The sequence below is a fragment of the Methanoregula sp. PtaB.Bin085 genome (genome assembly GCF_002067035.1).
GTDB lineage: Archaea > Halobacteriota > Methanomicrobia > Methanomicrobiales > Methanospirillaceae > Methanoregula.
In genome coordinates this window covers 1-24,626 of sequence record NZ_MVQB01000023.1, presented here as the reverse complement: position 1 = coordinate 24,626, position 24,626 = coordinate 1, and the positions used below count along the sequence as shown (strand labels likewise).

Sequence of the window (24,626 nt, the reverse complement as noted above, 5' to 3'; positions counted from 1 at the left end):
GCATGCTGCCTTCCTCCCGGGGTGTTCAACCGCGGGGAGGTCGCAGAATGCCATAGGTCATCTGACCTGCGGCAGGACAAGGTCATCAGCGTTCTTCGATGAGCCCGGGCATCACCTTCGCAATTCTGCTGAGTGTTCCGGGAAGGTTTTCCAGGAATATGCTCATGATGCCTGCGGTCACGGGCATCGCAGATTTTTCAGAATGACTTTTTTCGCGAAAATCCGTAGTCAGTAACTCTGCCGATTATCGGATAATTATCCGACAAAACAATTGATTATCCGACAAAATTTTCCTTTTTCCGGGGTGAGCGACCTGACTGTACAATCGGATCATGATTGAAAAAAACCGGGCGGGCGGGGAGGGGTCGATTGAAAAAAAACTCGAGACTGATCTGCAGTGGCAAAAATCAGATTGATCAATGATGGGGCTGATGCCCCCATGTCCCCATACATGATAACCGGCTGCCAACCTGAAAGGGCGCCCCTCTGCGGGTACAATTACCTGGTTTTAAAGAGCCTGGAAATATCCTGCCATGCCACGAATCTGCCCGGATCCAGGAGGCACTCAAAAACCAGATATCATATGATTTTCATCTTTCGGGTTTGAACCCTCATTCAAGCCCGTATATCGAGAGCCGTCTCGTTTTATTTTTGCATCCGGTATCGTAACAGTGCTGCAATACCCCCGAGCGCAACGAGACGTTCGCCGGGCTCGAACGACGAGGAGAGGACGACGACCGTTGCACGCATCGCTTCAGCTTCATCGATCAGGCGGGCGACCTGAGCGTCCCGCAGGAGAGTATCGGCGATGAGCACCTGCTCGGCAGCGCCGTAGCCGACGGCCTCCCGGACTTCGCGGATACCGTATGCAACCGCACCGTCCCGTGATATCCGGAGCAGGACCTCGTCCATCAGCCTCACCTCGCGGGAGAGCTGGATATCGTCCATCAGTTTCTCCAGCGCCCCCTTGCCGACAACCTCCTGCACGGCCCCGCGGCCGATACGCCGCGTCTCGACTACAGCGGCCCGGTCGATGCCCGGGCAGGAACGGTTCCTTGCGAATTTCACAAAATCGTCCTTGACAAACCCGGGACCGGCAATGATCAGCGGGCCGGAGATATTCCGGACATGGTCGAGGAGGGTTTCAAAAAACGCTGTCCGTGAATCGGTATCCGCCCCCTTCCCGCTTCCGGTGGTCACGGTGATAACACTCTCAGGCCCGTACTGGCGGAGCCGGAAGAGTTCGGCCTCCCCCTCCTCGATCGTGAGGATGTGGATTACGCCGAAAACGGAGGCTTTCACGGCCCGTTCCACCCGTTCGAGGTCAATAGGCCGCCACTGCTTGATGACGGATATCTCAAAACCGGTCTCGACATTGATGGTGTGGTGCGATCCCGTGTCGGCACCGTGCTCGATGATCCCCGTGAGCCGGAGCCGGACACCATGCTCGGAGAACTCGGCCTTTTCTATCCGTATGCCGAGCCGGACCGGCCGCTTCTCTACCTTCTCGGGCCGGATCTTGTCGGTTGCACTCTCCACGCTCCGGAAGGTTGTGGCAAACACCAGGTCACCTGCGTCGATAAGGTGCCGGAGGTGCCAGAGATCATCGATGCTCTCCGGGAACAACCGGATCTCGCCGTATCCTTTCTTCAGCTCCCCGTACTCGGCCTTCATGATGCCCCCGCAACGATGTCCGAACCGCCCGGCGGAACGAACGCTGCAACCTGCTCGGTGTTCAGGACTGCCTTCAGTGCTTTTTCTTCGTCGGGCGTCACCTTACCCTTCAGCATGCGGAGGACCTTCTTTGCAACATCGTTCGGTTCGAACTGCCCGGGCCTGAGCTCCACGGAGATCCGGGTCTTTGCCTTCACGACCGCAGGCGGGCCGCCAATGACGGCCGCATGGGGTTCAAGCATCAGCCCGATGCCAGCGGCAAGGGGGACATTCCGGTACCAGGTGCGGTCGCCACGGACAATGAACGAGCCACGGGAGATAAACTCGCCGGACTCCGGCGTCTTGCTCACCTGCGACGGCAGGGCGCTGAACACGTCAGCTGAAAAGTGCCCGCTCCGCCATGCACCGGAGTACGAGGCAGCGAACTGAGCCACCTCGTCCATCCGTTCCGTCTTCCCTTTGACAATGACAACGCTCGCCCCGTGCACGTCAGCGTGGACGAACAGGTCGCCGCCGGTCATGTATTTCTTGACCAGTTCCTCGTTCTGGGAGGCGTCCCGGCCACCGAGAACCACGACCCCGTCGCTTGTCACGAACCAGCGAAAGCGGTGGTACCAGAGTTTCTTCATCGGGACAAATTCACGCTTCTGCACCTTCTTTTTTACCGGGACGTCCTTCATTGCGGCAAGGGCACCGGCCTTCTTCTTTTTGAACTTCTTGATGATATCGTGGTACCTGCCAGCGTTCTGCTCAAGGCTTTCATGGACATGGATCCTGACGACTTTTCCGATATCGAGATCGACCGATGCTTCCTCAGGGTGGAATGCAATTATCTTTTTTGCATCGGCAGACTGGGTGCCCTTCAGGTGTTTTTCGATCTCCTGCCACGAGAGCCGTTTGCTGGCCGCGTCGAGCGATGTTATCACCTGCGTCACGAACGGGTAATTTTCATAGATGGCCGCCACGATCTCCTCGGTCTTTTTGATCCTGTCGTCAAATTTCCTGATGGCTGACTCCTGGTATTTCCGGATACGCTCTTCTTTGGTAAGTACGGGATGGGCACCAGCGGTCTTTTTCTCTTTTTTTGTCAGCGGGAAGAAGGCTTCGAGCGCTTCGGAGAACGTCGGGAAATGCTGTGCATCCGGCTCCCTGAAGAGATCAACCGGTTCGCAGTGTTTCTTTGTCAGGACCGGGTCCCGCTTGTGAAGGACGGCGTTGAAAAGTGTCTGGAGTGCCGGGTATAACGCTGCGGGATCCGCCGAGGCTGCGGGCATGGCCTTATCCTGCCCTGCTTTGCTGCAGATATATTCCGCATAGGTCCCGCCCAGCATGCAGCCAATAGCAAGGGCACGGACCAGGTCACGGTCGTCGCTCTTCAGGGTAGCTGCAAGGTTCTCCTGTGACGCGGTGGGATCCCGGGGGCTCAGGGTATATGGTACCCGGGGAATCACTTCCCGATCTTTGAACCGGTGGTGGCGCAGAGGCTTGATGATCTCGTACGTCTCATCTGCAAGGATGACGTTTCCCTCATCAAATAACTCGATGATGAGGCGGTACGTTATCGTACCCTTGCCGATATCGAAGATGATGATACGTTCGAGGCCATGCTGGCGGACCCCGAGGACTTTCCCCCCGGAGATATATTTCCGGAGCAGCATGGCAAACTGGGGAGGGTTCTTCGGGGGTTCGGGAATGTCCCGGACGAAATGCGCCCGCCTGCCGGCTTCGATGATGAACTGGTAGTGCGCCTTGTTCTCGCCGTTCATGCGCATCGCAAGGGTATGGCTGTCGAACTGGTACACCTTGTCGATCCAGAGCGGGAGCTTCTCAGCAAGTTCTGCCGCGATCGCCCGTGTATCAATCCCGCTCATTCCCTGTTCGGATGCCATGGTTCTTCCTGTTCGTATATCAGTTCAAGGTTGGTTATTGTACGCTAAATATCCAGACGCTGCGTGAACATACCGTACGAGGGAACATCGGATACGGAATGTACCGGGCGATCCATACCAGCCGCAGCAAAGTGGTTTTTTCAGTATTTTTCAGCTCATATAATGGCAGCCCGGCAGGGAATCATAAAGAGGCTGTCATGATCGTTGAGGGCTGCCGGACGATAAATCATCCGGCGGGAATAATAAGTAATAAAATTCATACCCTATGAAAAAAGAACGGCGAATATGAGATACCCTCTGTTATTTCTCCTGCTTGTTACAGCCCTGGTCACGGGGGGATGTGTCAGCGGGCCCCAGAAAGCGGTTGTCATCACCACCCAGCCAACACCGTTGCCATCAGTACCGGCAACAACCGCCACCCCTTCAGACAGGGATCCGATTATCGGTGCATGGGACAACGGCATGGTTTTTTACGGGAACGGCACTGTCGGGAGCGACGGCTTTACCACATGGCGGGCGAACAGGGATGAGAAAAATTCCTATTTTGTTATCCGGGATGAGCCCTCGACAGTAGACCGGTCAAGAAATGTTACCTCATCGGAATGGATATTCGTCCCGGGATCAGACTGTATTTACCGAAGGGGTTTCCCCACTCTTGTGCGCAGGCTGAAAGAATAAATTTACCGCGATCTGATTCCGTGGTTTACCGTGTGGCAGGGCGGATTACCGTCATTCCGGGATTCCTGCCAATACCCTTTCCGGGAAACATGACTTTTTTGTTCAGATCACGGATGCAGGGAAGAGATCCTGAGCGGAGCGCCGAAACATGACGGCTCCCGACGATACCAAATTACATATGGCTTGCGCGCAAAAAAATAAGAAGACGGAGGAGCGCGATTGAGTGAAGAGGTGGACGGGGAAAAGCCTGTACCGGTAAAGAAGAAAAAGACACGGGAAGACAAGCAGGCAGAACACATCGCCCGTATCAAGCGGACGCTCATTGCATCGTTCATGGGTATCGGAACCGGGGCTCTGGCATTCTCCCTGGGGGGTGTGCCGGATGCAGCCGGGCTCCAGAAAGATGTGGGGCTCCTCGGGCTGGTACTGATGCTTGCAGGGATCGTCCTCCAGAAGCACATCTTCATGATCACGGGAATGGATACCGACAAACTGGGCTGGAAGGACTGGTTCTACCAGGGCTTCATGACCTTTGCCTTCTGGTTTATGACCTGGACAATCCTCCTGACCTCATCCCACCCCTGAATACGTTTTTGATCCCCCATGAGAATCGCTGTTGTCCACAAAGACCGGTGCCATGCGAAGAAATGCGGCACCGAATGCATCATCTACTGTCCCCGTGTCCGTACCGGTGACGAGACCGTTGTCATCGGACCTGAAGGAAAGGCGGTCGTATCGGAAGAACTCTGCGTCGGGTGTGGTATCTGCATCAAGAAATGCCCGTTCGATGCCATCGATATCGTCAGCCTGCCCGAAGAGCTCGAACACCCGACCCACCGCTACGGCAAGAACGGTTTTGCCCTCTATGGCCTGCCCGTCCCGGTCGAGGGTAAAGTCACCGGTGTCCTTGGCGCCAACGGTATCGGGAAGAGCACCGCGATCAAGATCATCTCCGGCCAGCTCCGGCCCAACCTCGGTAACTTCGATACAGAGGTCGCATGGGATGAGATCCTGAAACAGTATACCGGCACCGAACTTTTCGATTATCTCCAGACGGTATCGAAAAAGACCCTGAAGATTGCCACCAAGCCCCAGTATATTGATTATATACCGAAAGTCTTCTCGGGCAGCGTAGGCGAGCTCCTGAAAAAGACGGACGAGCGCAACCGCCTCGAAGGGCTCCTGCCGGTACTGAAACTGAACTCCCTCATCGGGCACGACATCACCACGCTCTCGGGCGGCGAACTCCAGCGGGTTGCCATCGCTGCCTGCCTCGCACGCGACGCCGACCTGTATTTCCTCGACGAGATCACCCCGTTCCTGGATATCTACCAGCGGATCGCCGCAGCAAAACTGATCCGGGAGCTGGCGCAGGAACGACCGGTCGTTATCGTGGAGCATGACCTTGCCATCCTCGACATGCTGGCGGATACCGTACATGTCGGGTACGGCAAGCCGGCGGTCTTCGGTATTATTACGAGGCCCAAGGGGGTCCGGGTTGGAATCAACCAGTACCTCGAGGGGTACCTTCATGAGGAGAATGTCCGCTTCCGCGATACGCAGGTGGTCTTTGAGAAACGGGCGCACGAGAAAGGCTCGGACCGGGAGGATCTCTTCAGGATCCCCCCCATGACCAAGGAATACGAGCGGTTCCGTCTCACCATCAGCGGGGGTACGATCCGGAGCGGCGAGGTTCTCGGGGTAGTCGGGGCAAACGGCATGGGCAAGAGTACCTATGCCAAACTCCTTGCCGGTGTTGAAAAACCGACCACCGGTACGCTGGAAACAACGCTCCGGATCTCGTACAAGCCCCAGTACATCAAAGCGGACACCTCCGATACGGTCGAGATGCACCTCCGTCGCTGCACGACAAAGTTCGACACCTCCCATTACCAGCACGAGATCCTGGAACCGCTCTCGCTCGCTCCCATCCTCCAGTCCCCGGTCGACTCGCTCTCCGGCGGGGAACTCCAGAGAGTGGCCATCGCCGGGTGCCTCTCGCGGGACGCTGATATCTACATCCTGGACGAACCGAGCGCCCATCTCGATGTCGAGCAGCGGGTCAAGGTGACACGGATGATCAAGCACCATGCTGAGGGAAGGGAGGCAGGCATCATGGTCATCGACCACGATATTTACCTCATCGACATGATCAGCGAACGGATCCTTGTCTTCGAAGGGGAGCCGGGCGTCAGCGGCACGGCTGCCGGACCGTTCGGGATGCGCGAAGGCATGAACCGCTTCCTTGACGAGCTCGATGTCACCTTCCGGAGGGACCAGAGCGGCCGGCCGCGGATCAACAAACCCGGGTCATTCCTGGACCGGGAACAGAAGGCATCCAGGGAATTCTATTATTATACCGCTGACGACGAGTAGCCCTCCCTGTCATACTTTTAATACGTTTCACATGCTACTCACCTGTATATGCGGGGAGAGAAGCTGTCGGACGCCATTGTCTACGATAAGCTGAAGCTCCTGAAAAGGGATTTTTTCGGATATATTGAGCGCAATACTGCCAAGGTCGACACCAACCTGCCGGTCTTCTACGGCTATGTCATTTCCGCGGTGGATGCATCGTTCCCCAACATCTCTGACGAGGTCTATGACGAATTCATCGACAGCATTACCTTCAAGGTCCTGGATGTCAGCAGCAGCAGCGGCGATGCAGAGTATATCCGGAAGGTGATTGCCAACGCGATCCGGTTCAAGAAGAAGAAGGATGCCGAGATGGGTGTCAATATCGTTGTCGGCCTCAAGCTGGTCAAGGTCGGGGACTATGTTCATGCACTGGACTACCTGAAAAAATACATCGCTCTCGATGCAAAGATCGGCGCCGCGGTGGCATACTGTTATTATGCCCTCTCCCTCCGCGAGTTTAAAACCGACGACACGTCCTCACGGAACTACCGCCCCGGGGAGATGGAACTGCTGGCACGGGAAACCCTCCTGAACCTGACACGGCTGCGTCCGCCGGTGAATAGCCTCCCCCAGCTGAAGGTCGACGACCCGGCATTTCTTGAAAAGACCTTCTGGCAGATGGTGTTTATTGGTCTCGAATGGTTCCCGAGCGAGAAATGGTTCATCGATGTCGGCCTCAGGAATGCAGTCTTCACCGGCAACGCGGATATGAGGAAACGGCTCCTGGAGATTGGCTCGGAACGCTTTTATTCCGACATCCATTTCCTGCGGGAGATGTTTTACTACAACCTCGAGAACCGCGATGCCGGGGGGGCTGCCGGTGTGGTCAACCAGCTGATCAAGCAGTATCCCGACGAACTGGAACCCGTATACCTCGGTCTGAAACTGTCACTCCTGGCAATGAAAAAGAATTCCTTTCTCAGTTTCCGGAAACTTGCAGTAACGAAAGGAATGCCACCATACATACTCGAACTCCTCGACTTCGTATTCGACCTTCTCAACAACGAAACACAGGAGGCATCAGCGAGGATCGCCGACATCGAGGCTGAATATCCCCACCTCAGGTATTACACAACGATCCTGAAGTACATCGCCTCCGAGGTTTCATCCGGCAATGATGTCCGGATCAAGAAAGCAAAGAAAGCACTTCTCGATTCCGTGGACCAGTTCTGCCTTGACGAACTGAACAGGAAAAAATAGTCAGGTCGTGTATCCCCCCAGCAGGGGATTTCCAGCCACGGGTTTTGGCATCTCTGCAGCCCGGATGCAGGGGATCTTCCATGCAGATGTCCGGGAACAGATACGGAAATTTTCGGATTATTGACGGGAGTGAACGACAGGGAGTGCAATGATTCACTTCAACGTCAGTTCCGCGATCCGGCTGCTCCGATCGCCTTCATGATCGGATCAATGAGGGGATTGAGGAATGTAAAAAACGAATCCTCCGGAAAGAAATGGGGCTCCGGAACCGGAACGGTCGTAACGACAGGTACTGTTGTCGGCCGGGTGGTTGGCAGGGGCGTCGGTGTTGTGCTCGGGATTGCAACGGACTGAACGATCTCGATCGGGATTGTGGACGCTGCCTGGTCAGTATAATATCCGACGTATCCCGTCGACGAGAACCAGACCCGGTTTTTTGCATCGATCGTGACAGTCCGGATGACCGGGGAGGTTCCCAGACCTTCAGTCCGTGTCAGGTGGTCGAGCACCCTGCCATCCTTCCAGATGAATATCCCGGTGTCTGTTGCGATGAACAGCCGCCCGTCAGGTGCGGCGGTGATATCGTTGATGACAATGGTCCCGGGTGCAAGGTCAGCAGCTGACAGGACCGGGACAAAGCCATCATCCGGAGCATAGCGGACAATGACAGATGTATTGAAGAGATAGACCCCCCCAAGGGGATCGCGCCGGGCTGTCTCGAGAAAACCCCATGTGCTGTAGCGGGGTGCGATCTCCTCGAACGTGGCCCGGTCTTCCGGTGTCCGGAGAAGCCATATTCCCTCGACCTCCGTGGTGATGACCATCGCGTCTGCACCTGTATCAAGGGCCATACTCTTCACTTCATAGAAGCCCGGCCCGGTCCGTTTCATCGGCTGGTACCACGTCCAGGTTCCGTTGCGGTACCGGTGCATACCGGCATGGCCGGTTGCGATCCACATATCGGCACCCCACCGCTGGAAATCCTTGATGCGGGTCTCCTTGAGGATCTGCTGGTCGCGGATTGACCGGAATGAGTTCCCGTCATAGATCTGGAGGCCTCCGGAATATCCTATCCAGAGGTTACCGGCACTATCGCGTTCGACAGCCGTGATATAATCGTCCATAAGGCCTTCCGAGATGTTCTGGAGGTTGGTATGACGTGTGCTCCAGCTCCCGTTATAGGTTGAAAGGCCAAACGAGGTTCCGATGATCGTCTCCCCGCCCGGCCCGTTTGTCATATCGTTGATCTGATCGGAGTGGATCATCGTCTGCTTCGGGATGAACAGCAGGATGGAATACGGCCTCTGGCTGACATCCCCTGCTGGCGTAGTCGTAATGATATATGGGGCAATACCGGCAGCAGTAACCGGTACGATAAGCAGGAGGAGAAAGAGAAAAGCAAAACCATCAGAGATCGCAGGTCGTACCATCGGCTCTCCGGATAGTGAATTTCCCGTGATTTGAAGGGATGAACGTAACAGAACGGCCGACTTTCCCGCCACAATCTTCCGCGACAAGTTTGATGCCATGGTCTTTCAGGATGTTTTTCACCCGTTCAGCATTCCGCTCGCCGATATTGAGGTTTGCACCAAAATACTCGAACATGCACGCGCCACCTGCCATCTTTGCAACGATGGAGGATCCTTTCCTGCTGCCGAGCTTCGAAAGCTCATTCAGCAGGAGTGGGATGGCGGTGTCCGCGTACTTTCCCGGCCGATCAGTCCTCCCGGAGCTGTCCGGCAGCATGATATGGACCATAGCCCCGGCCTTCAGGGATTCGTCGTAGAGCGTCAGGCCGATGCAGGAGCCGAGGCCGATGGTCATCATCGGAAAGGATCCCACCCGGTATTCGCCGATACCGATCATTACCGTTTGTCCGTCCGTGGAGGGCTGGTCAGGCATCAGGTTCACAACAGTTCATGCAGGTTTCATCATCTTTTCCATCAGCTCGACGATGTGGGCAAGGGTATTGGATTCCGGCATCATAATGATGTCGCTGTCGATCTTGTGTTCCTCGCAGGTGAGCTCGGTCGAAAAGAGCAGTACCTCGTTGACCTCATCACCCATGCTGGCAATCAGGGTCGACATTGCTGCATGGACCATGTCGATGGTCATGGCCGGTGGCGACGGCAGCATGACAAAACCGAGCAGTTCGGCAGTTGCATCAAGGAAGGCAGACACCATGATGTTTCCCACTTCGAGCAGGGCGCTCTCGTCCATCTCGTTCATCGGCCGGTTCATATCAGTAAGACCCAGCATCGTGTTGGTCAGCCTGATTGCAGACTGCCGGGTGATATAGAAAATGACAAAGCCGCCATGCGGGATCTCTCCCTGGAGTTCGAAAGCTACCATTGCCGCAGACTCTTCGCCCATATATTTCCCGAGTTCCGAGATGTCCACGGCCTTGATTGCCGGTACGCTCATATGGACGGGACTTCCGATCATCTGGGAAAGCGTAGTGGCAGCATGGGCTGCCCCGATATTTCCCAGTTCCTGCATTGCATCTGCCTGGACTGCTGATAATTTCATGATTGTCTCCTACATCGTATTTACATCAAGGACCGGAATAACCTCTCCGTCCCCGAGAATGGTTACCCCGCTCACGCCACGGGTGTTTCCGATGAAGCTGGAGAGCGGCTTGACCACAACCTCCTGCTTGCCTTCAACAAGGTCGACCGGGATACAGCACTTCCGCTTCTGGTACTGCACCACGATGAGGATCTCGCATACATCTGACGCACCGACCATATCGGTGAGCCAGAGGAGCTGGAGCACCTCGTCGCGGAGCAGGACCGCCTCGCCTTTCCCGATAGTGTGGGTCCCTTCCCGCTCATAATTGGCAACTTCGACAATGCTGCTGATGGGGATACCAAGCCTCCTTCCATTGACCCTGACGATCATGATATCCACGATCGCCATCGTTGGCGGGAGGAGCAGCTCGAAGCGGCTGCCTTTGCCCGGCGTGGTCTCTACCCGGATCGTGCCTTTCAGCGCTTCGATAGAACGTTTGACAACATCAAGTCCGACACCGCGGCCGCTGATATCGGTAATCTTATCGGCCGTTGAGAAACCAGGCTGGAAAAGGAGATCGATTGCCTGGTCGATCGTATAGGTATCCACAGCATCCTGCGTTACCAGACCCTTCTCCACGGCCTTGCGCTTGACCTTCTCGATATTGATGCCGGCACCGTCGTCGATGAGTTCGATGATGACATTGTCGCGGTCGCGGTGGGCAGAGAGCTTGACGAATCCTTTCCGGGGTTTGCCGGCCTTCTCGCGGATATCGGGTGCTTCGATACCGTGGTTGACCGCGTTCCGGATGAGGTGAAGAAGCGGATCATTGAGACCGTCCATGACACTCCGGTCGAGTTCGGTCTCGCCACCCTCCATGACAAACTCCACCTCTTTCCCGTCATACTGGGCAACATCACGGACCACGCGGGGGAGACGGTTAAAGATATGGTTGAGGGGGATCATGCGGATGAGCATCATCAGGTTCTGGAGCTCGGAGACCGATCGCTCCACCATACCGATGGCCTCGTCCATCTCCTTGATCTTGTGCTGCTCCGCGATCTGTTTGAGCCGCCCCCGGTTGATGACCAGGTCCTCAACAAGGTTCATGATGTGGTCAAGCTGGGCGATATCAACACGGAGGTTCTTGATCTCCCGGCTCTTGTCCGCAGCACCGGGTTTCCGGTCCGCCTCGGCAGGCTTCCGGGGAGCAGCAGCCGGGGATTTTTCCTCGGGTGCCACCCCGTGTGCCGGTCGTATCTCAACCGAAGCTATCTCGGTTCCCTGCGCTGCCGTTTTGAGGGCATTCTCCCCGGCATCGCTTGCGATGGTCAGGTTCAGGACCCCGTCGAAGTTCCCTTCGTCCACCTGTTCTTTCGAGGGAGTCATTGACCGGATCGTCCCCAGCGCCTCGAGATTGCCGATTGCAAGCATAGCCCGGACATCCTTCATGGCACATTCCGGGGATACCGTAATGACCATGGTGTATTCGGGCATACTCCCTGCGGGGGTTTCCCCGTTTCCGGCTGGAGCATCGGGCGGGGTCATCTCCTTCTTTTTGCCCTTTGCGGGTGCTTTTTTCGCCTCCGTCACCTTTCCCCTCTGCCCAAGCCAGTCCTTGAGAGCAAAGACCTGATCGTCCGCATTCTTGGACGACGAGTCCCCGCCACCCTCGATATCATCGATCATCTCCTCAAGGACATCCGAACAGGCCAGGAGCAGGTTTCCCAGATCCTCGGATACCTCCGCGCTTCCGCTCCGGACAAGCTGGAAAACATCTTCCATGGCATGGCAGAGCCGTTCCATCTCGGCATACCCCATGGATGCCGAAGCTCCTTTCAGGGTATGGACCGAGCGGAAGATCTCATCAATGGCATTCTGGTCAGGCCCTTTCTCCAGAATAAGGAGGTTCTTGACCAGGTTTTCATGGTTTTCCCGGGATTCTGCAACAAACAGACCCCGGTAGGCTTCAAATTCGGATGCCATCATCCCTCCATCTGTAACACGACACGTTCAATCTCCTGTGCAATTTTATTCAGGGGGAGGACCTTGTCGACCGCCTCCTTGTTGATTGCGGAGCGGGCCATCCCGTATACGAGACAGTCTTTCTCATCGCAGATGATACTCACGCCGCCGGCATCGCGGATGGCATGGGCTCCTTCTCCGGCATCATTGCCCATACCGCTCAGGATGACCGATACGCAACGCTTCCCGTAGACGTGTGCAGCTGACTCAAACGTCTTGTCGACTGCAGGCCTGACCCCGTGCATCGGGGGTGCATTGGAATGGACTATCCGTCCGCTCTTTGTACCGTTGGGGCCGATGACACCGCTGATAACCGTGTGGACTCCGGCTTTTGAGAGGAGGATCCTGCGGCTCTCAACGATGTCCCCGTTGTCGGTTTCCTTTACGGGGAACGGTGCGATCCGGTTGAACCGGGCTGCCAGTGCCGCCGTGAACCCGGTGGGCATATGCTGCGTGACGATGATTCCTGCCGGAAGGGTTGGCGGGATGGCTGCAAGCAGGGTATCGAGCATCGGGGGACCCCCAGCGGATGACCCGATAAGGACCACCCGGTCGGCAGCGCCGCCGGATTCGACTGATTTATGGGGAACCTCGAACGACGGGAGTGTCATCAGGTGTTTTACTTTACCGATCAGCTCGTCCCCGATCTCCCGCACATGGGGGATATCCTTGGGTTTGAGCATGAAATCATCGGCACCAAGGCTGATCGCCTCGGTTGTGGCCTCTGCGTCTTTGGATGTCAGGGAACTCAGCATCAGGACTTTGGGACGGGGTCTGATCTTTTTCAGTTCCTTGAGAACCTCAAGGCCGTTCATCTTCGGCATCTCGATATCAAGGGTCATGACATCCGGTTTCAGTTCCTGGATCTTCTCCAGGGCTTCGAGGCCGTTGGATGCCGTTCCCACTACCTCGATTGAAGGATCCTTTGAGAGGATATCCCGGATGATCGTGCGCATGAACACGGAATCATCGACTGTGAGTACTTTGACCATAGAACTCAGGCTGCAAGGACGTTCTTGACTTCTTCGAGCACTTTTGGTGCCTGGAACGGCTTGACGATATATCCCTTGGCACCGCTTTTAATTGCAAGCTTCACCATCTGTTCCTGTCCCACTGCCGTGCACATGACAACCCTTGCCGCCGGGTCAAGCGCCTTGATGGCCTTGAGTGCTTCGATCCCGTTCTGCTTGGGCATCACGACATCCATGGTCACAAGGTCGGGTTTCAGTTCCTGATACTTTGCGACGGCTTCTTCACCATCCCCGGCCTCGCCCACAATAGTATGCCCGCCGGAGAAGAGGATATTTTTCAGAAGGGTCCGCATGAACAGTGTATCATCCACGATCAGAATCTTTCCCATGACGATCAAATAACTGATTGGTGTATTATTACATAAAGAAGTTTCTGGGGGAAAAAAAGGAAAAAATCAGTTTGTTTGGGCTTTTGTGGCATCAGAAATGTAGCGTACACCTTTGGTGGTCAGCTGGATCTCCCTGCGGACAATGACAACCTCGGCAAGCCCGAGTTTTAAGATCTTGTCGTAGATGGCATCCAGCTGTTTCGGCGGGATGTTGAGCATGTTCTCGATGGCATGGGAATCCATGCCGGAATATACAAGCATGGCAACCTGCTGGTCGATACTGTCCAGCTCGGTTCCCTTCATATCCATGCCTTTTGTCGTCTCCTTGAGGAAATTATACAGGACCTGGAGGGTGGAGAGGGGGCAGAGCACGAAACTGGATACAACTTCACCGGACTCCAGGTGATCGATCCGGATGACGTCGGTTGGTTTTGCCTGTACATCGCGTTTTGTGAGCTCGATGGCGGCGACATCAACCACAGGGACACAGATCTGCTTGACTCCTGAAGAGAACCAAATCCCAGAGAGGACGACAACGACGCTGCCCTCTTCCCATTTTGCATCCTTGACGAGGACACCGCCCCGGATTGCCGGCGACATGAAATACGCCTTCAGCCGGTACGCGTTACAGAGGGCAAGGATCAGTTTCTTAAGGACCTGGAGGACCTTTTCTACAGACAGGATCTTGTATTTGGCCTCCACGTCCGTCTTGGCGGTGATGATGAGGATATTCTTGCGCTCCTCAACATCAGTGACCGTCTTGAAGAGGATCTCCCGGTTGACCGGCGCAGGGATAACGATGCGGTCCTCCGCGAGACCCAGTTTCGTCACGATCCACTGGTTATTATATTCGATTTTCACCGGAACTTCTTTGAGCGGCACTCACAATCCTCCGTCCGTATGCAGGACAAATCCCCTATCACAATAGTACACCCGCATCTATTTTATTCCCTTTGTGGCAGGGGGTTCTTTTTTCCGGGATGGTTTTCCGGCGCCCATCCGCTCGTACATCCCGCTGAGTTCTTTCTCGATCTCGGTTGCCGGCGCCCTGAAATCCTTGAGTTCCCGCAACAGGCTCAGGTCCTGCTCTTTCTTGACATGCTTGACATCCGCAGCAAGGGAGCTGAGCAGATCCTCGTCGCCGCCGGCGCCGCTGGCGAAGGCTGCCATGTCGGCCTGTGTTGATACCTCATCTTCGACCTCTCCCGCATCTTTTGGGGCATCGGACGGTATCCACGCGGTTTTTACTGCATTGCTGTCGGAGCCGGGTGCAGCGGCCGGTGCCTGCGGTACGGGTGCAGCCGGTGCAGACGAAGGCGCAGGAACGGCATCCCCTCCTTCAAGATCAGCGTCAAGACTGACATCGTCAAGATTCAGGTTATCAAGGTCGCCAAAATCCTCATCCGAGAGACTGCCGCTGTCAAGACCGCTGAACTCGTCAGAGGTCCCACCGGCACCCTCACCGGCCTGTTTGAGGATATCGCTGGCTGCGGAATCGACATCAAGCTCCGGGGCCAGGAGATCCGGGCCTTCAGCAGGGGAGACCGGAAGAAGTCCCCCGGTATCCGGTACCGGAGCGGACGGCGCCGGAGAGGCTTGCACCTGCGCCTCGTCGTCGCCAAGGCCGTCCAGCAGGCCTGCATCAAACTCATCAGCAGACAGTGACATGAACGGATCATCCATGTCAAGCTGAGCGCCACCCGCCCCACCCGCTTTGGCAGGAGTTGCCGGCGCCGCCGCAGCCGGTGGCGGGGCTGATACTTTCTCCGTAACCGTCCTGTCAAGAATCTTGTCGATCTCCTCGACGTTCTTCTCCCGTTTTCCCTTCTGCTGCAGGATCGACCCCACCGAGCGGATGGAGGAAAATAAGGTTGAGATGTGGGAAGCCAGCCCGGGTTTTTCCTCTGATCCTTTCTTTTTCGGTTCTTCCTTTTTGATGGGGGCATGGGCGGGAACAGGCTTTGCCGCTGCCGCTTGCGCACCGGCCGGGGTTTTTTCAAAGATTTTTATGTCATTGAGGCGTTTGAGGATGCCGGATTTGCCGAGACTTGCAATACCCCCCCGGATCTCGGGTATGGTTATGGAGCCGAGTGCGAGAAGGGTGGCGAATCCGATGACGATGAGCAGCGGCAGGAGGGCAGTAAGAGGGAAATCGAACAGAACCAGTACTGATCCGACCACGACGATGATGAGGAACAGGATCGGTTTTCGCAGGTTCTCTTTCATACCAGATACATCCCCAGCGCCCCTGCACCCGACCCGGCCATTTTCGTCAGCCCTTCAGGACTGAAGAATATCCCGACAAGGATGGGCGAGACGATGAGCACAAGACCGGTCAGTGAACAGAATATCGCTGTGTAGAGATAAAACATATACCTGTCTCCACCGCCAACAACCCGTGCGGCAACGATATTGGAGATCGTGATGATGGTCAGGCTCGTGACCACGTAGATTCCCATTTCCTTTTCCGGGAAATTGGTGAACATCGACATGCCCCCGAGGGAGCTCGACGCCGAAACGCCCCCGGAGAGGGTGCCTGTCGCTCCCTGCGAGATCGAACTCTCCTGGAACTTCGTCATCATGACCGCGACGGAACTGGTGAGCACGACCATGATCCGGTACAGGACAACGAAGATCCCTGCCATGGCGATATGCATTGGTACAAGGAGGATGATGAAGCTGCGGGCATGCATGTCCTTCTTCTCCCGCAGGAGGGTCTGTTCCAGCATCGATGACCCGACCACGGTCCCGATGGCATCGGGCGGGCCGCCCAGCATGATGGTGTCGAGATAGATGTTGAGGTACTTGTTGATGAGATTGCTTCCCGACTCCCCGATGAATTTTTCCCAGATCTGCTTGTCATCGAGGCCGAGGTTCATCTTGGAGTATACCGAATTGACAAGGGGTTCTAGGGCCACAAGGGATTTTTTGTCAATCGTTGCAAGGGCATAGACGGCAGTCATCCCCTGCCCCCCCATCACCGCCCCCAGGCTGCGGATGAACGTAGAGAAATCCGTGTCCCGGAGGGTGATGTTGCTGTCGTCAATGAACCCGATGATTCCCATGGGAGCCATGAGAATACCGATAAGGAGAAAGATCAGACCGGCACTCACGCCAAGCAGGATCATGACGATAAGAGCGAGAATGGCCAGGGGAACGATCACCCGCTCCATGGCATGGATGGTCTGCTGCTCCTTGGAAGCACGGGTCGTGAGTCCGTGAGTCTTGTAGTCGTCCGGGACCGATATGAACATGAGGAGATTGCCAAAAAAACAGATCGCGAAGGTGATGGCATAGGACATACCAAGGGTTGTCTCCATGCCGGTGGGGGAGTAGATGGCAATGGAGATCATCAGGGTGACGGCAATGACCGTTCCCGACAGGAGCATGGCAACATAGGCATCCCCCCACTTGGTCACCATCTCGAGGCCCTGCTCGACCTGGCTCCGGTACACGCTCCGAACCGTGGAAAGTTCGTTTTTCAGGTATTCATCATCAGGGACACTGGAGTCGATCGCGTTGGCATACCGGCTCATGAAACTCTTGAGGATGGGATTGCTGATGCGTTCCGCGACAATGCTCAGTCCTTCGGCATAGCTGTATCCCCACTTTTTCACGTATGTATCCACTTTCGTGATATACCGCGACGAGATGTACTCCTTCCGGTTTGCCGCGTACGAGAACATCTCCGGCCGTGAGGCGTTGGCAAGCGAGAGCGATGCCATGTAGGTTGTGGTGAACAGGAGGTCCGCACCCATCTTCCGGTCCTCGGATATCTGGGCGATCTTTGCCTTCAGGTCGGCAACCATACCGGCAAACGGGACCTGCCGTTTCTCCTGAACCGGTGGCGCCGGGAGCTGGGGGATTTCAGCCATTTCAGGAACCTATAGTGAGAAGTCCTTGTTTCTTGATCTTGGTCATCATGTGGAACAGGTCCCAGAACTTGGTATACCCGGCCTTGTGGAGCCGTTCCAGGATCTTTGCCCGTTTTTCGACCTCGAGATAAATCTCAGCCTTCCTGCTCTCGGGCATGCCCAGCATGGTCGCAATCTTATTCTCGAGAAGGAACGAACTGCCCTTGCCGGTCCAGACAAAGGTATCCGATACCGGTTCCCAAGTGAACATCTGCACGAACGTGAACCCCTGCGTCTCCGGGTTGAACCCGACCAGCTCGTTGCAGCTGATCATGCGCCGGACCAGCTGACCGTCGGGGCGTTTCACGGCACTCTGGATAACGACGAGGTTGAGGTTATCGACATAGGTTTTGGGGATATTGATCGGGTCACCGCAGAGGCGCTGGATCAGTTTTTCCACGGATGCTGCGTGGAACGTGCTCATGACCGGGTGCCCGGTCTGCATGGCACCGAAAGCGACGGCCCCTTCCACTCCGCGAATCTCCCCGACAAGGATCTGGTTGGGCCGCTGGCGGAGCGCGGCTTTCAGGAGGTCGAACATGGAAACTTCCCCCCCGCTGCCGCCACCTTCCCCTTTGCCCTTGGCAAGTGCAACTTCCCGGATCCAGTTCCGGTGCGGCACGTTCAGCTCGGGCGTGTCCTCGATGGTCACGATCTTGTTCTCCGGCGGGATGAACGTAGTGATTGCATTCAGGAGGGTTGTCTTCCCGCTCGCTGTCTCGCCGGAAACGAAAAGCGACATACCATATTCAACGCAGATCCAGAGATACGCGGCCGCCGTGTAGTCGATACCGTTGCTTTCGACGATGTTGAGGATGGAGAGTGGGACCTCGTTCACCTTACGGATAGTAAAGTTGCTGCCATGGCGGGAGATGGCAGTTCCGTATACGATGTTGATACGCGAGCCGTCAAGGAGCGTCGCATCCACGACCGGGTTGCGGTAGGTGATCGGGCGCTTGATTCTTTCTGCCATCTTGACAACGAACTCGTCGAGTTCGCTCGAGACCTTGAACTCGATAACGGATTTCAGTCCCTTGAAGATCTTGTGCTCGATGAAGATCGGGCCGACGCCGTCGCAGGAGATATCCTCGATGTACTGGTCCGAAAGGAAAGGTTTGAGCACGCCCATGTCGATCTTGTCGCGGATGAGCAGGTACTCGATTGCCCGGTACTCCTCGTCGGTCAGGATGACCTTGCCGTCCGGTGTCAGGGGGACCTGGTGCTTCTTCTTGGTATCCTTCATCTTCTTCTGGGCGGTGAAGTCGGTGTTCAGGAACGTAACGATCTTTGTCTTGAGGTCCTGAGATCCCTGCCCGCTGGACCCGGTCATGACAGCAAGGTCAGTGCCTTTGGGCCGGATCACGGCAACCGTAGCAAGCATCTTCTTGATGACTTCCGCACGCTCCTTGTCGCTGATCGGATCGTCCTCGAGCCCGTCAATAAGGTCGATAAGTTTCGTCTCGATTGTCGGGAGCATCATGCTGACGGAATGGAGGAACGAGGGCTCGATCGGGATATAGTAGTTCCTCACATCATCCGGGTCCGGGAGGATATGGACGAACGTGGTATCGTTCACCGGGTAGATGATGTTCGGGCTCTTCATGGAGCGCAGGTCTTTTTTCAGCTCGGATATGAAGAGCGGGATGCCATAGGTGTTGACCGGGAAGACGTGAAGATATTCGAGCAGGTGGGGGCTGGCTTTCACGTACTCCTTGGCATTCGCCGGGAGCATCTTGTACAGGGCGCTGGATTCGATATCGGAATAAAAGTCGATGTTCGAATCAACCGGCTCCGGTTTGAACGGCAGGTTGACTGCCATCGTGGGCGTGCCCATGTCAGACCCTCGCAAAGCTCATCGGGATGATCTTCATGCCATACCCCGGGTGGACCTCGAAACTGACGAGATTCCCCGTTGTCTTGCGGGCCCCGCGGACCTTGACGACCTCCATGACCATGACGTACTTGTCGCCGACGAGGGCTTTTTTCATGTTCAGGTGGGCATCGCAGATGGACCGGACGCGGACGAGCGTGTCCTCCTCAAACGCATAGGTGTGGAGGGTGACAAGGATGGTCTTGCCGTGGTCGACGAGCGACTTGCAGTTGGTAAAGAAGGTCAGGATGGAATCGGTTTCAGCATATTCCGTAAACAGGGTGAGCGAGTCGACCACGATGACCTGGGCCTTGCTCTTCTGGAAATGGCCGATCAGATGGTTGAGGATCCCGGTCATCTCCTCCTTTTTCCATTCGAAGCCCACAACATGGAGGGGGAATACCTTGAGGTAGCCCCAGGCAAAGTATTCAGAGATGTCAAGGCTCATGGACTCCATCTGCTTGATGAAACTCTTGCTCGTGCTCTCGGTTGTGAAAAGGTCAACGGAGAGGCCCTGTTTCATCGCTCCCCAGATAATCTGCTGGGTGAGAACGCTCTTTCCGGTATCGTTCTCGCCCTCGATGAGGGTGAGGGACTCCAGCGGAAGACCGTCGGCAATCTTCTTGTCCAGTTCGCTGTTGCCGGTCGAGATGATCTGCTTGTCCTCGCCTCCCATCAGGTCGGAAATGTTTGCCATGGTACCCTCTTCCTTCAGGTAAATGCAGATGCAGAGACCCCGTTTGCTGTTGTGATCTGGAACCAGCCCGGGTTGTCACCAGCGGAATTTATCCGTATACGGTACACCTCTCCGGGATCCAGTTCGTACGGGTGGATAAATTCGCCATACCGGTTATCGATTCCCCATGCGAGAGGGGTTTCCGGCACCCCTCCGGGAGCATACGGGAAAATCTGGTAATGGTCGGTCAGATCGTTATCATACACTAGTACATCCATATGCTTAAAATCGCCGATGATCTCACTGCCGGTATTGGTGATATTAGCATAGATGATCGACTTGTTCTGCTCAATACTGCTGAGCTCCAGAGAGGTTCGCAGACGGGTTTCCTGCAGAATGGTAAGGTCCTTCTGCGAATTTGCCATGGTCTCCCCGGCAATGAGCGTGCCACTGACGATGACATAGGCTACGATAATAAGGAGAATGACTCCTACCGCTGCCCCGATAATTTCAGATACAGCCATAGCCTGTCAGCTCGCTGTGAATGTGTCCGACCTCCATACTCCATTGGGGAGTGAAAACTGGAAATAGTATTCATGACCGCTGGAAAGTGATACTCCAGTGATGGTGATCTTCACCGTCTCGCCAGAGTCCCATATGTTATTGCTGTTGGTATCGGAAAGCTGGTAGGTCCAGTCACCATATTCGATACGATCGAAATTGCCCGTTTCACCAAAAAAAACGTCACCGTTCTGGATTTCCGCTTCCTGAATCCGTTCAGATCCGATATTTTTCATCCAGATATTTGCGGCTGATCCTGAACCTGCAGTTGCAATAACCTTGAAATCCGTGCGCATCCGGACATCCGATTCATGTGTTGCGGATGAGAATGTCCCTGCCATATTATAGACAACAGGATATACGGCATTTATCAGGACACCGGCAGCTATGACTGCCGTGATCAGGAATAATGCCGTGGTGATTGTCTCGGCTGACATCGATCAGATCCTGTCCGGAAGGTTCATCCATTCGTCATTTTTTTCTTTCTTCCGTACTAAAGGCGGAACATCCCGCAGGGGAGCGCTCTGGATTTCAGGCAGGTCGCTGGTTTTGATCTCTTTTATGGCGGGTTCCTGCTGGCGCTTCTCCATCATCACTTCAATCATATCCCGGTCGAGCGATGTATCGCTCGGGGACAGGATTCGGTTCAGGGCGTAGAGCTCTGCCACGAACTCATCGGGCCCGACCTCGTGCTCCTCGCCGAGGTTCGCCGGCATCAGGCGGGATATCTCCCGTATCTCGTCGCAGGATTCCTTGGTGATGTACCCCATCGCACGGTATGATTCGAGCATGATCTCAAGACGATCGTGGCCGAATTTCTTTACCGACTGGCTGGTCCATTTGAAGAGCTTATACACTTTCTGGAGCCGGAGCTTCTCGTTTACCGGGGGTGTTGTCGGGGAAGCCGGACCTGCCATGATACCTGCCGGGACTTTCTGGGGGGAGACCTGGGATCGCAGGAGGGCAAGGACCTGTTCATCGATAACCGGGTGATACCCGTCTTCTGCGGCCTGAAGTGACGGCTCCTTTTTCCTACTGGCAGATTCGGTCTTCTTCTCCGACTCGATTTTGGCCTCGGTGGCTTCCAGCTTTGACTCCCGGGCATCGAGTGCGGCTTCCCGGGCTTCCATGGCGGATCTCTTTGCTTCTTCCGCTTCCGAATCCGAAGAAGCGGGCTGCTGGGGCGGGGAAACCGGTGCCGGTGCTCCTGCGGCTACCGCTGTAAGCGTGAAAGGATTCTCCAGCTCGTTCATCCGCTCCCGGATATCCATGAGCAGGCGCTTGATGGATGTCTTGATGAGATCCACCTCACGCTCAAGGTTCTGGAGCTTGACCTCCGGATCATCCTCTGATGCGGCAGTAATGATATGGTCGACCTGAGACTGGTTTACCGCCATACAGTATCTATTCGTTATATTACATTCCTTATTAATAATGGTATGTATCGGGAAACAATGATATTTCAGGGTGTCCGGAGAAATAAAAAGAAAAAATTGGGTAAATGAAAGACCGGCGCCTCAGGAATACCGTTTCAGGCCATATGCTGATCTTATGCACGCTCTTTACCATGTGCCGGGCGCTTCATCCGGCACGTTCGGGTTTACGGTGAATCCAGGCATTCCATGTTTTTTCAGGTCGATTTTCCGGCCGATATGACGATTTAAGATCCTGAGAGTCCCTGGAACAGGTGGATGCCAAAAAACGTACTAGTATATAGGAGGGATTCCCACACGTACATCGATGGCTGGGAAAAAGCGTTCCAAGCAGCCCGGAACACATGCAGGGGACGTGGTGGATCCTCCGGCAAAAAACTGTACGGACACAGGCCGGAGTACCGTTTCCCGGGACGAGACCGGACCCGGCACGATCGCCATGTTCAGGAGCCTTGCACCGGCCCTTATTGTCTTTCTCTTCTCATTCTTCTTTGTCATAACCATCTCCAACCCGGCAATCTACATGAACGACGAGTGGATTACGGCCAACCAGCTCCACCAGCTGGATATCGGCCACCAGGTGACCTTTTCCGAGGCAAAGTATGGCGTAACCTGGAACGGGACCGTCTCCGCATACTTCACGTCACGGCAGAACGTCCTGATGTACTCCCTGGCGTTCCCGGTCTCGGCCCTTCCCATGGTGAAACTCTTCGGTTTGTTTGGCGATAATTTCCGCCTGATCGTCATCCTCGCATGGTCACTGTGTCCCGTACTGATTGCCCTGATCATCGATGCATACTACCCGGAGTATGCCCGCGTTCGCGGGATACGTGTGGTCTTCCCTATCCTAGCAGGAGCATTGTTCCTGTTCATGGGGAATATCCTGCTGTACAAGCAGTTCCCTTTCTCGGCCCCGGACGCGCCCTTCGAGGTCGCTGCCCTCGTCCTCACCAACCAGATCTTTTTTGCCCTCATCGCAACGGTGATCTTTTCCATCATCCGCCTGCTGGTAAAAAACACCTGGATGGCCCTGTTCGGGACATGTGCCTCGGTCTCGTCCTCATCCTACATATTCTGGTCAGCGGCAGCAAAGGATCACATCCTCACGACACTGGTATTCCTTCTTGTCCTGTACACGTTTATTCTCTATCTCTTTGGCCGGCAATCCCGGTATGCGGCGCTTGCCTTTGTCTTCTCCGGGCTCCTGATCTGGATCCGGCCCGAAATGGGATTCTTCGTTACCCTCTTTCTGGGATTGTCCTTCATCATCCCGCACATCAGCGCAGCACGGCGCATGGGTATACCAGCAAGGGAACTCATCGTATCCATACTCCCGGCAGCAGGAATCTGTATCGGCGTTGTTCCGTTCATTCTCAACAATATTCTCATCAGCCACAACTGGCTCATTCCGGTATTTGACCTGCCAAGGAATATCCAGGGACCCGGTGCAACGCTCGCAGAACCCCTTCCCGTCAGCCAGGTGATAAATGATCCTTCCATCATCAGCCAGGCCGGCAGCCTATCTCCTGCAGATACCCTGGTACGAGTTGGAGGGATGATCGCCCGGGCCATTTTCGGGGGCCTGTCATATGATAACCTTGTCCGTGGCCTTGCCGGTACCCTGACATTCCCTCAGAATAACAGTATCGGATTTTTGATCATGTGCCCGCTCGCCGTCATCGGCCTGTGTGCCCTTCTTCTCTGGTGGGACAATGTCCTTGCAGCGATGAAGGCAAAAAAAGAGGTGATCGGATTTATCATCCTGATGACCTTTGCAGTATTTTTCAGTTACGCAACGAAATTCAGTTCCATGAACACCAGTCTGGGCGTCCTTCCGGATATGCGGTACCTCTCCCCGGCCTATGCTCCCTGCGGGATACTCGCCGTCTTCATCCTCACCAAAACGCCCTGCCTGAAAAACGATGCCGTGACATCCCGTGCACTGCTCAGGTATTCCTTCTGGGGAAGTATCATTCTGATCCCGATCATATTCTTTGTGATGATCTTTATCCAGCCGTTTACCAAGGATTACGCAGGATTTTCACTGTTTTTTAAACTTGCGGTACTCGTTACCCTTGCTTTCTGCGCAGGAGCGATGATCCTGTCAAGAATATACCCGGACGGATCCTTCATCCGCATGGTACCGCTCTTCCTGGTTCTCGTCATTATCGTGGCCTTCTCATTCCAGATCATGCTGACCTCGCTCTATGGCCTGCTAATGAAGACCAACGGGTATCCATTCTGGATACCTCTCATACGGGAAGGTGTGGGGCTGTTTCTGGAAGTTCAGTATATGGCCCCGGTGTAAGAAATAATCATGCTTGTTCTTTATTGAAAAAACCTGCTCTGTAGAAATCATTATCTAACGAGAGAAAAGAGTGCTGGAGCCGACCGAAAGATCTAAGGTACATTGTCTC

At 55.2% G+C, this 24,626-nt stretch carries 21 protein-coding genes; 5 read left to right on the top strand and 16 right to left on the bottom strand.

Translation table 11 applies throughout. The annotated features are described in order from the left end of the window. Positions 1-645: 645 nt before the first annotated feature. Positions 646-1,674, bottom strand: a complete 1,029-nt coding sequence (locus A4E33_RS04390; protein ID WP_292346468.1) for an mRNA surveillance protein pelota — start codon at positions 1,672-1,674, stop codon at positions 646-648. Continuing rightward, the gene (rqcH, locus tag A4E33_RS04385; protein ID WP_292346467.1) at positions 1,671-3,563 is read right to left on the bottom strand and encodes a ribosome rescue protein RqcH; all 1,893 of its coding nucleotides are present in this window, start codon (positions 3,561-3,563) and stop codon (positions 1,671-1,673) included. The genes A4E33_RS04390 and rqcH overlap by 4 nt, the downstream gene beginning before the upstream one ends. A gap of 285 nt (positions 3,564-3,848) precedes the next feature. Here rqcH and A4E33_RS04380 point away from each other — a divergent pair, with 285 nt between their 5' ends. The 4 genes from A4E33_RS04380 (at position 3,849) to A4E33_RS04365 (ending at position 7,859) form a co-directional block, all read left to right on the top strand. Continuing rightward, on the top strand, positions 3,849-4,241 hold the full coding sequence (locus tag A4E33_RS04380; RefSeq protein WP_292346466.1) for a hypothetical protein: 393 nt from the start codon (positions 3,849-3,851) through the stop codon (positions 4,239-4,241). A 219-nt stretch (positions 4,242-4,460) separates the two neighbouring features. Next, positions 4,461-4,826, top strand: a complete 366-nt coding sequence (locus A4E33_RS04375) for a hypothetical protein (protein WP_292346465.1) — start codon at positions 4,461-4,463, stop codon at positions 4,824-4,826. Between the two features lie 18 nt (positions 4,827-4,844). Continuing rightward, entirely contained in the window at positions 4,845-6,617 is a 1,773-nt protein-coding gene (locus tag A4E33_RS04370; protein WP_292346464.1) for a ribosome biogenesis/translation initiation ATPase RLI, read from the top strand. Positions 6,618-6,665: 48 nt separating this feature from the next. Continuing rightward, complete coding sequence (locus tag A4E33_RS04365; RefSeq protein ID WP_292346463.1) at positions 6,666-7,859, top strand: hypothetical protein; 1,194 nt, start codon at positions 6,666-6,668, stop codon at positions 7,857-7,859. Between the two features lie 164 nt (positions 7,860-8,023). Here the strand turns inward: A4E33_RS04365 and A4E33_RS04360 are convergent, their stop codons facing one another. The 14 genes from A4E33_RS04360 to A4E33_RS04295 all read right to left on the bottom strand — a co-directional run bounded on the left by A4E33_RS04360 (position 8,024) and on the right by A4E33_RS04295 (position 22,173). Next, the gene (locus tag A4E33_RS04360) at positions 8,024-9,289 is read right to left on the bottom strand and encodes a two-component regulator propeller domain-containing protein (protein WP_292346462.1); all 1,266 of its coding nucleotides are present in this window, start codon (positions 9,287-9,289) and stop codon (positions 8,024-8,026) included. After that, positions 9,267-9,761, bottom strand: coding sequence for a chemotaxis protein CheD (locus tag A4E33_RS04355; protein WP_292346483.1), 495 nt, complete (start codon positions 9,759-9,761; stop codon positions 9,267-9,269). Before A4E33_RS04355 ends, A4E33_RS04360 begins: the two co-directional genes overlap by 23 nt. 15 nt (positions 9,762-9,776) lie before the next feature. Beyond that, complete coding sequence (locus A4E33_RS04350; RefSeq protein WP_292346461.1) at positions 9,777-10,388, bottom strand: chemotaxis protein CheC; 612 nt, start codon at positions 10,386-10,388, stop codon at positions 9,777-9,779. Positions 10,389-10,397: 9 nt separating this feature from the next. Further along, positions 10,398-12,359, bottom strand: coding sequence for a chemotaxis protein CheA (locus A4E33_RS04345; protein ID WP_394334408.1), 1,962 nt, complete (start codon positions 12,357-12,359; stop codon positions 10,398-10,400). Continuing rightward, positions 12,356-13,387 (bottom strand): chemotaxis-specific protein-glutamate methyltransferase CheB, encoded by a 1,032-nt coding sequence (cheB, locus tag A4E33_RS04340; RefSeq protein ID WP_292346460.1) that lies wholly within the window; start codon positions 13,385-13,387, stop codon positions 12,356-12,358. Before cheB ends, A4E33_RS04345 begins: the two co-directional genes overlap by 4 nt. 5 nt (positions 13,388-13,392) lie before the next feature. Then, on the bottom strand, positions 13,393-13,755 hold the full coding sequence (locus A4E33_RS04335) for a response regulator (RefSeq protein WP_292346459.1): 363 nt from the start codon (positions 13,753-13,755) through the stop codon (positions 13,393-13,395). 66 nt (positions 13,756-13,821) lie between these two features. Continuing rightward, the gene (locus tag A4E33_RS04330; protein WP_292346458.1) at positions 13,822-14,637 is read right to left on the bottom strand and encodes a CheF family chemotaxis protein; all 816 of its coding nucleotides are present in this window, start codon (positions 14,635-14,637) and stop codon (positions 13,822-13,824) included. Between the two features lie 57 nt (positions 14,638-14,694). Continuing rightward, positions 14,695-15,981, bottom strand: a complete 1,287-nt coding sequence (locus A4E33_RS04325) for a hypothetical protein (RefSeq protein ID WP_292346457.1) — start codon at positions 15,979-15,981, stop codon at positions 14,695-14,697. Next, positions 15,978-17,630: an archaellar assembly protein FlaJ gene (gene flaJ / locus A4E33_RS04320; protein WP_292346456.1), complete on the bottom strand. Its 1,653-nt coding sequence runs from the start codon at positions 17,628-17,630 to the stop codon at positions 15,978-15,980. Before flaJ ends, A4E33_RS04325 begins: the two co-directional genes overlap by 4 nt. Before the next feature lies 1 nt (position 17,631). Next, positions 17,632-19,503, bottom strand: a complete 1,872-nt coding sequence (locus A4E33_RS04315; protein ID WP_292346455.1) for a type II/IV secretion system ATPase subunit — start codon at positions 19,501-19,503, stop codon at positions 17,632-17,634. Position 19,504: 1 nt separating this feature from the next. Beyond that, the gene (locus A4E33_RS04310) at positions 19,505-20,236 is read right to left on the bottom strand and encodes an ATPase domain-containing protein (RefSeq protein WP_292346454.1); all 732 of its coding nucleotides are present in this window, start codon (positions 20,234-20,236) and stop codon (positions 19,505-19,507) included. A gap of 14 nt (positions 20,237-20,250) precedes the next feature. Then, a complete protein-coding gene (locus tag A4E33_RS04305; RefSeq protein WP_292346453.1) occupies positions 20,251-20,739 on the bottom strand; it encodes a hypothetical protein in 489 nt (162 codons plus the stop codon). Between the two features lie 6 nt (positions 20,740-20,745). After that, positions 20,746-21,213 carry a flagellin gene (locus A4E33_RS04300; protein WP_292346452.1) on the bottom strand — a complete coding sequence of 156 codons (468 nt, stop codon included), beginning with the start codon at positions 21,211-21,213 and terminating at the stop codon, positions 20,746-20,748. Positions 21,214-21,216: 3 nt separating this feature from the next. After that, positions 21,217-22,173 carry a hypothetical protein gene (locus A4E33_RS04295; RefSeq protein WP_292346451.1) on the bottom strand — a complete coding sequence of 319 codons (957 nt, stop codon included), beginning with the start codon at positions 22,171-22,173 and terminating at the stop codon, positions 21,217-21,219. A gap of 343 nt (positions 22,174-22,516) precedes the next feature. Between A4E33_RS04295 and A4E33_RS04290 the strand changes: the two genes are divergently transcribed. Continuing rightward, positions 22,517-24,517 (top strand): hypothetical protein, encoded by a 2,001-nt coding sequence (locus A4E33_RS04290; RefSeq protein ID WP_292346450.1) that lies wholly within the window; start codon positions 22,517-22,519, stop codon positions 24,515-24,517. Positions 24,518-24,626 lie beyond the last annotated feature (109 nt).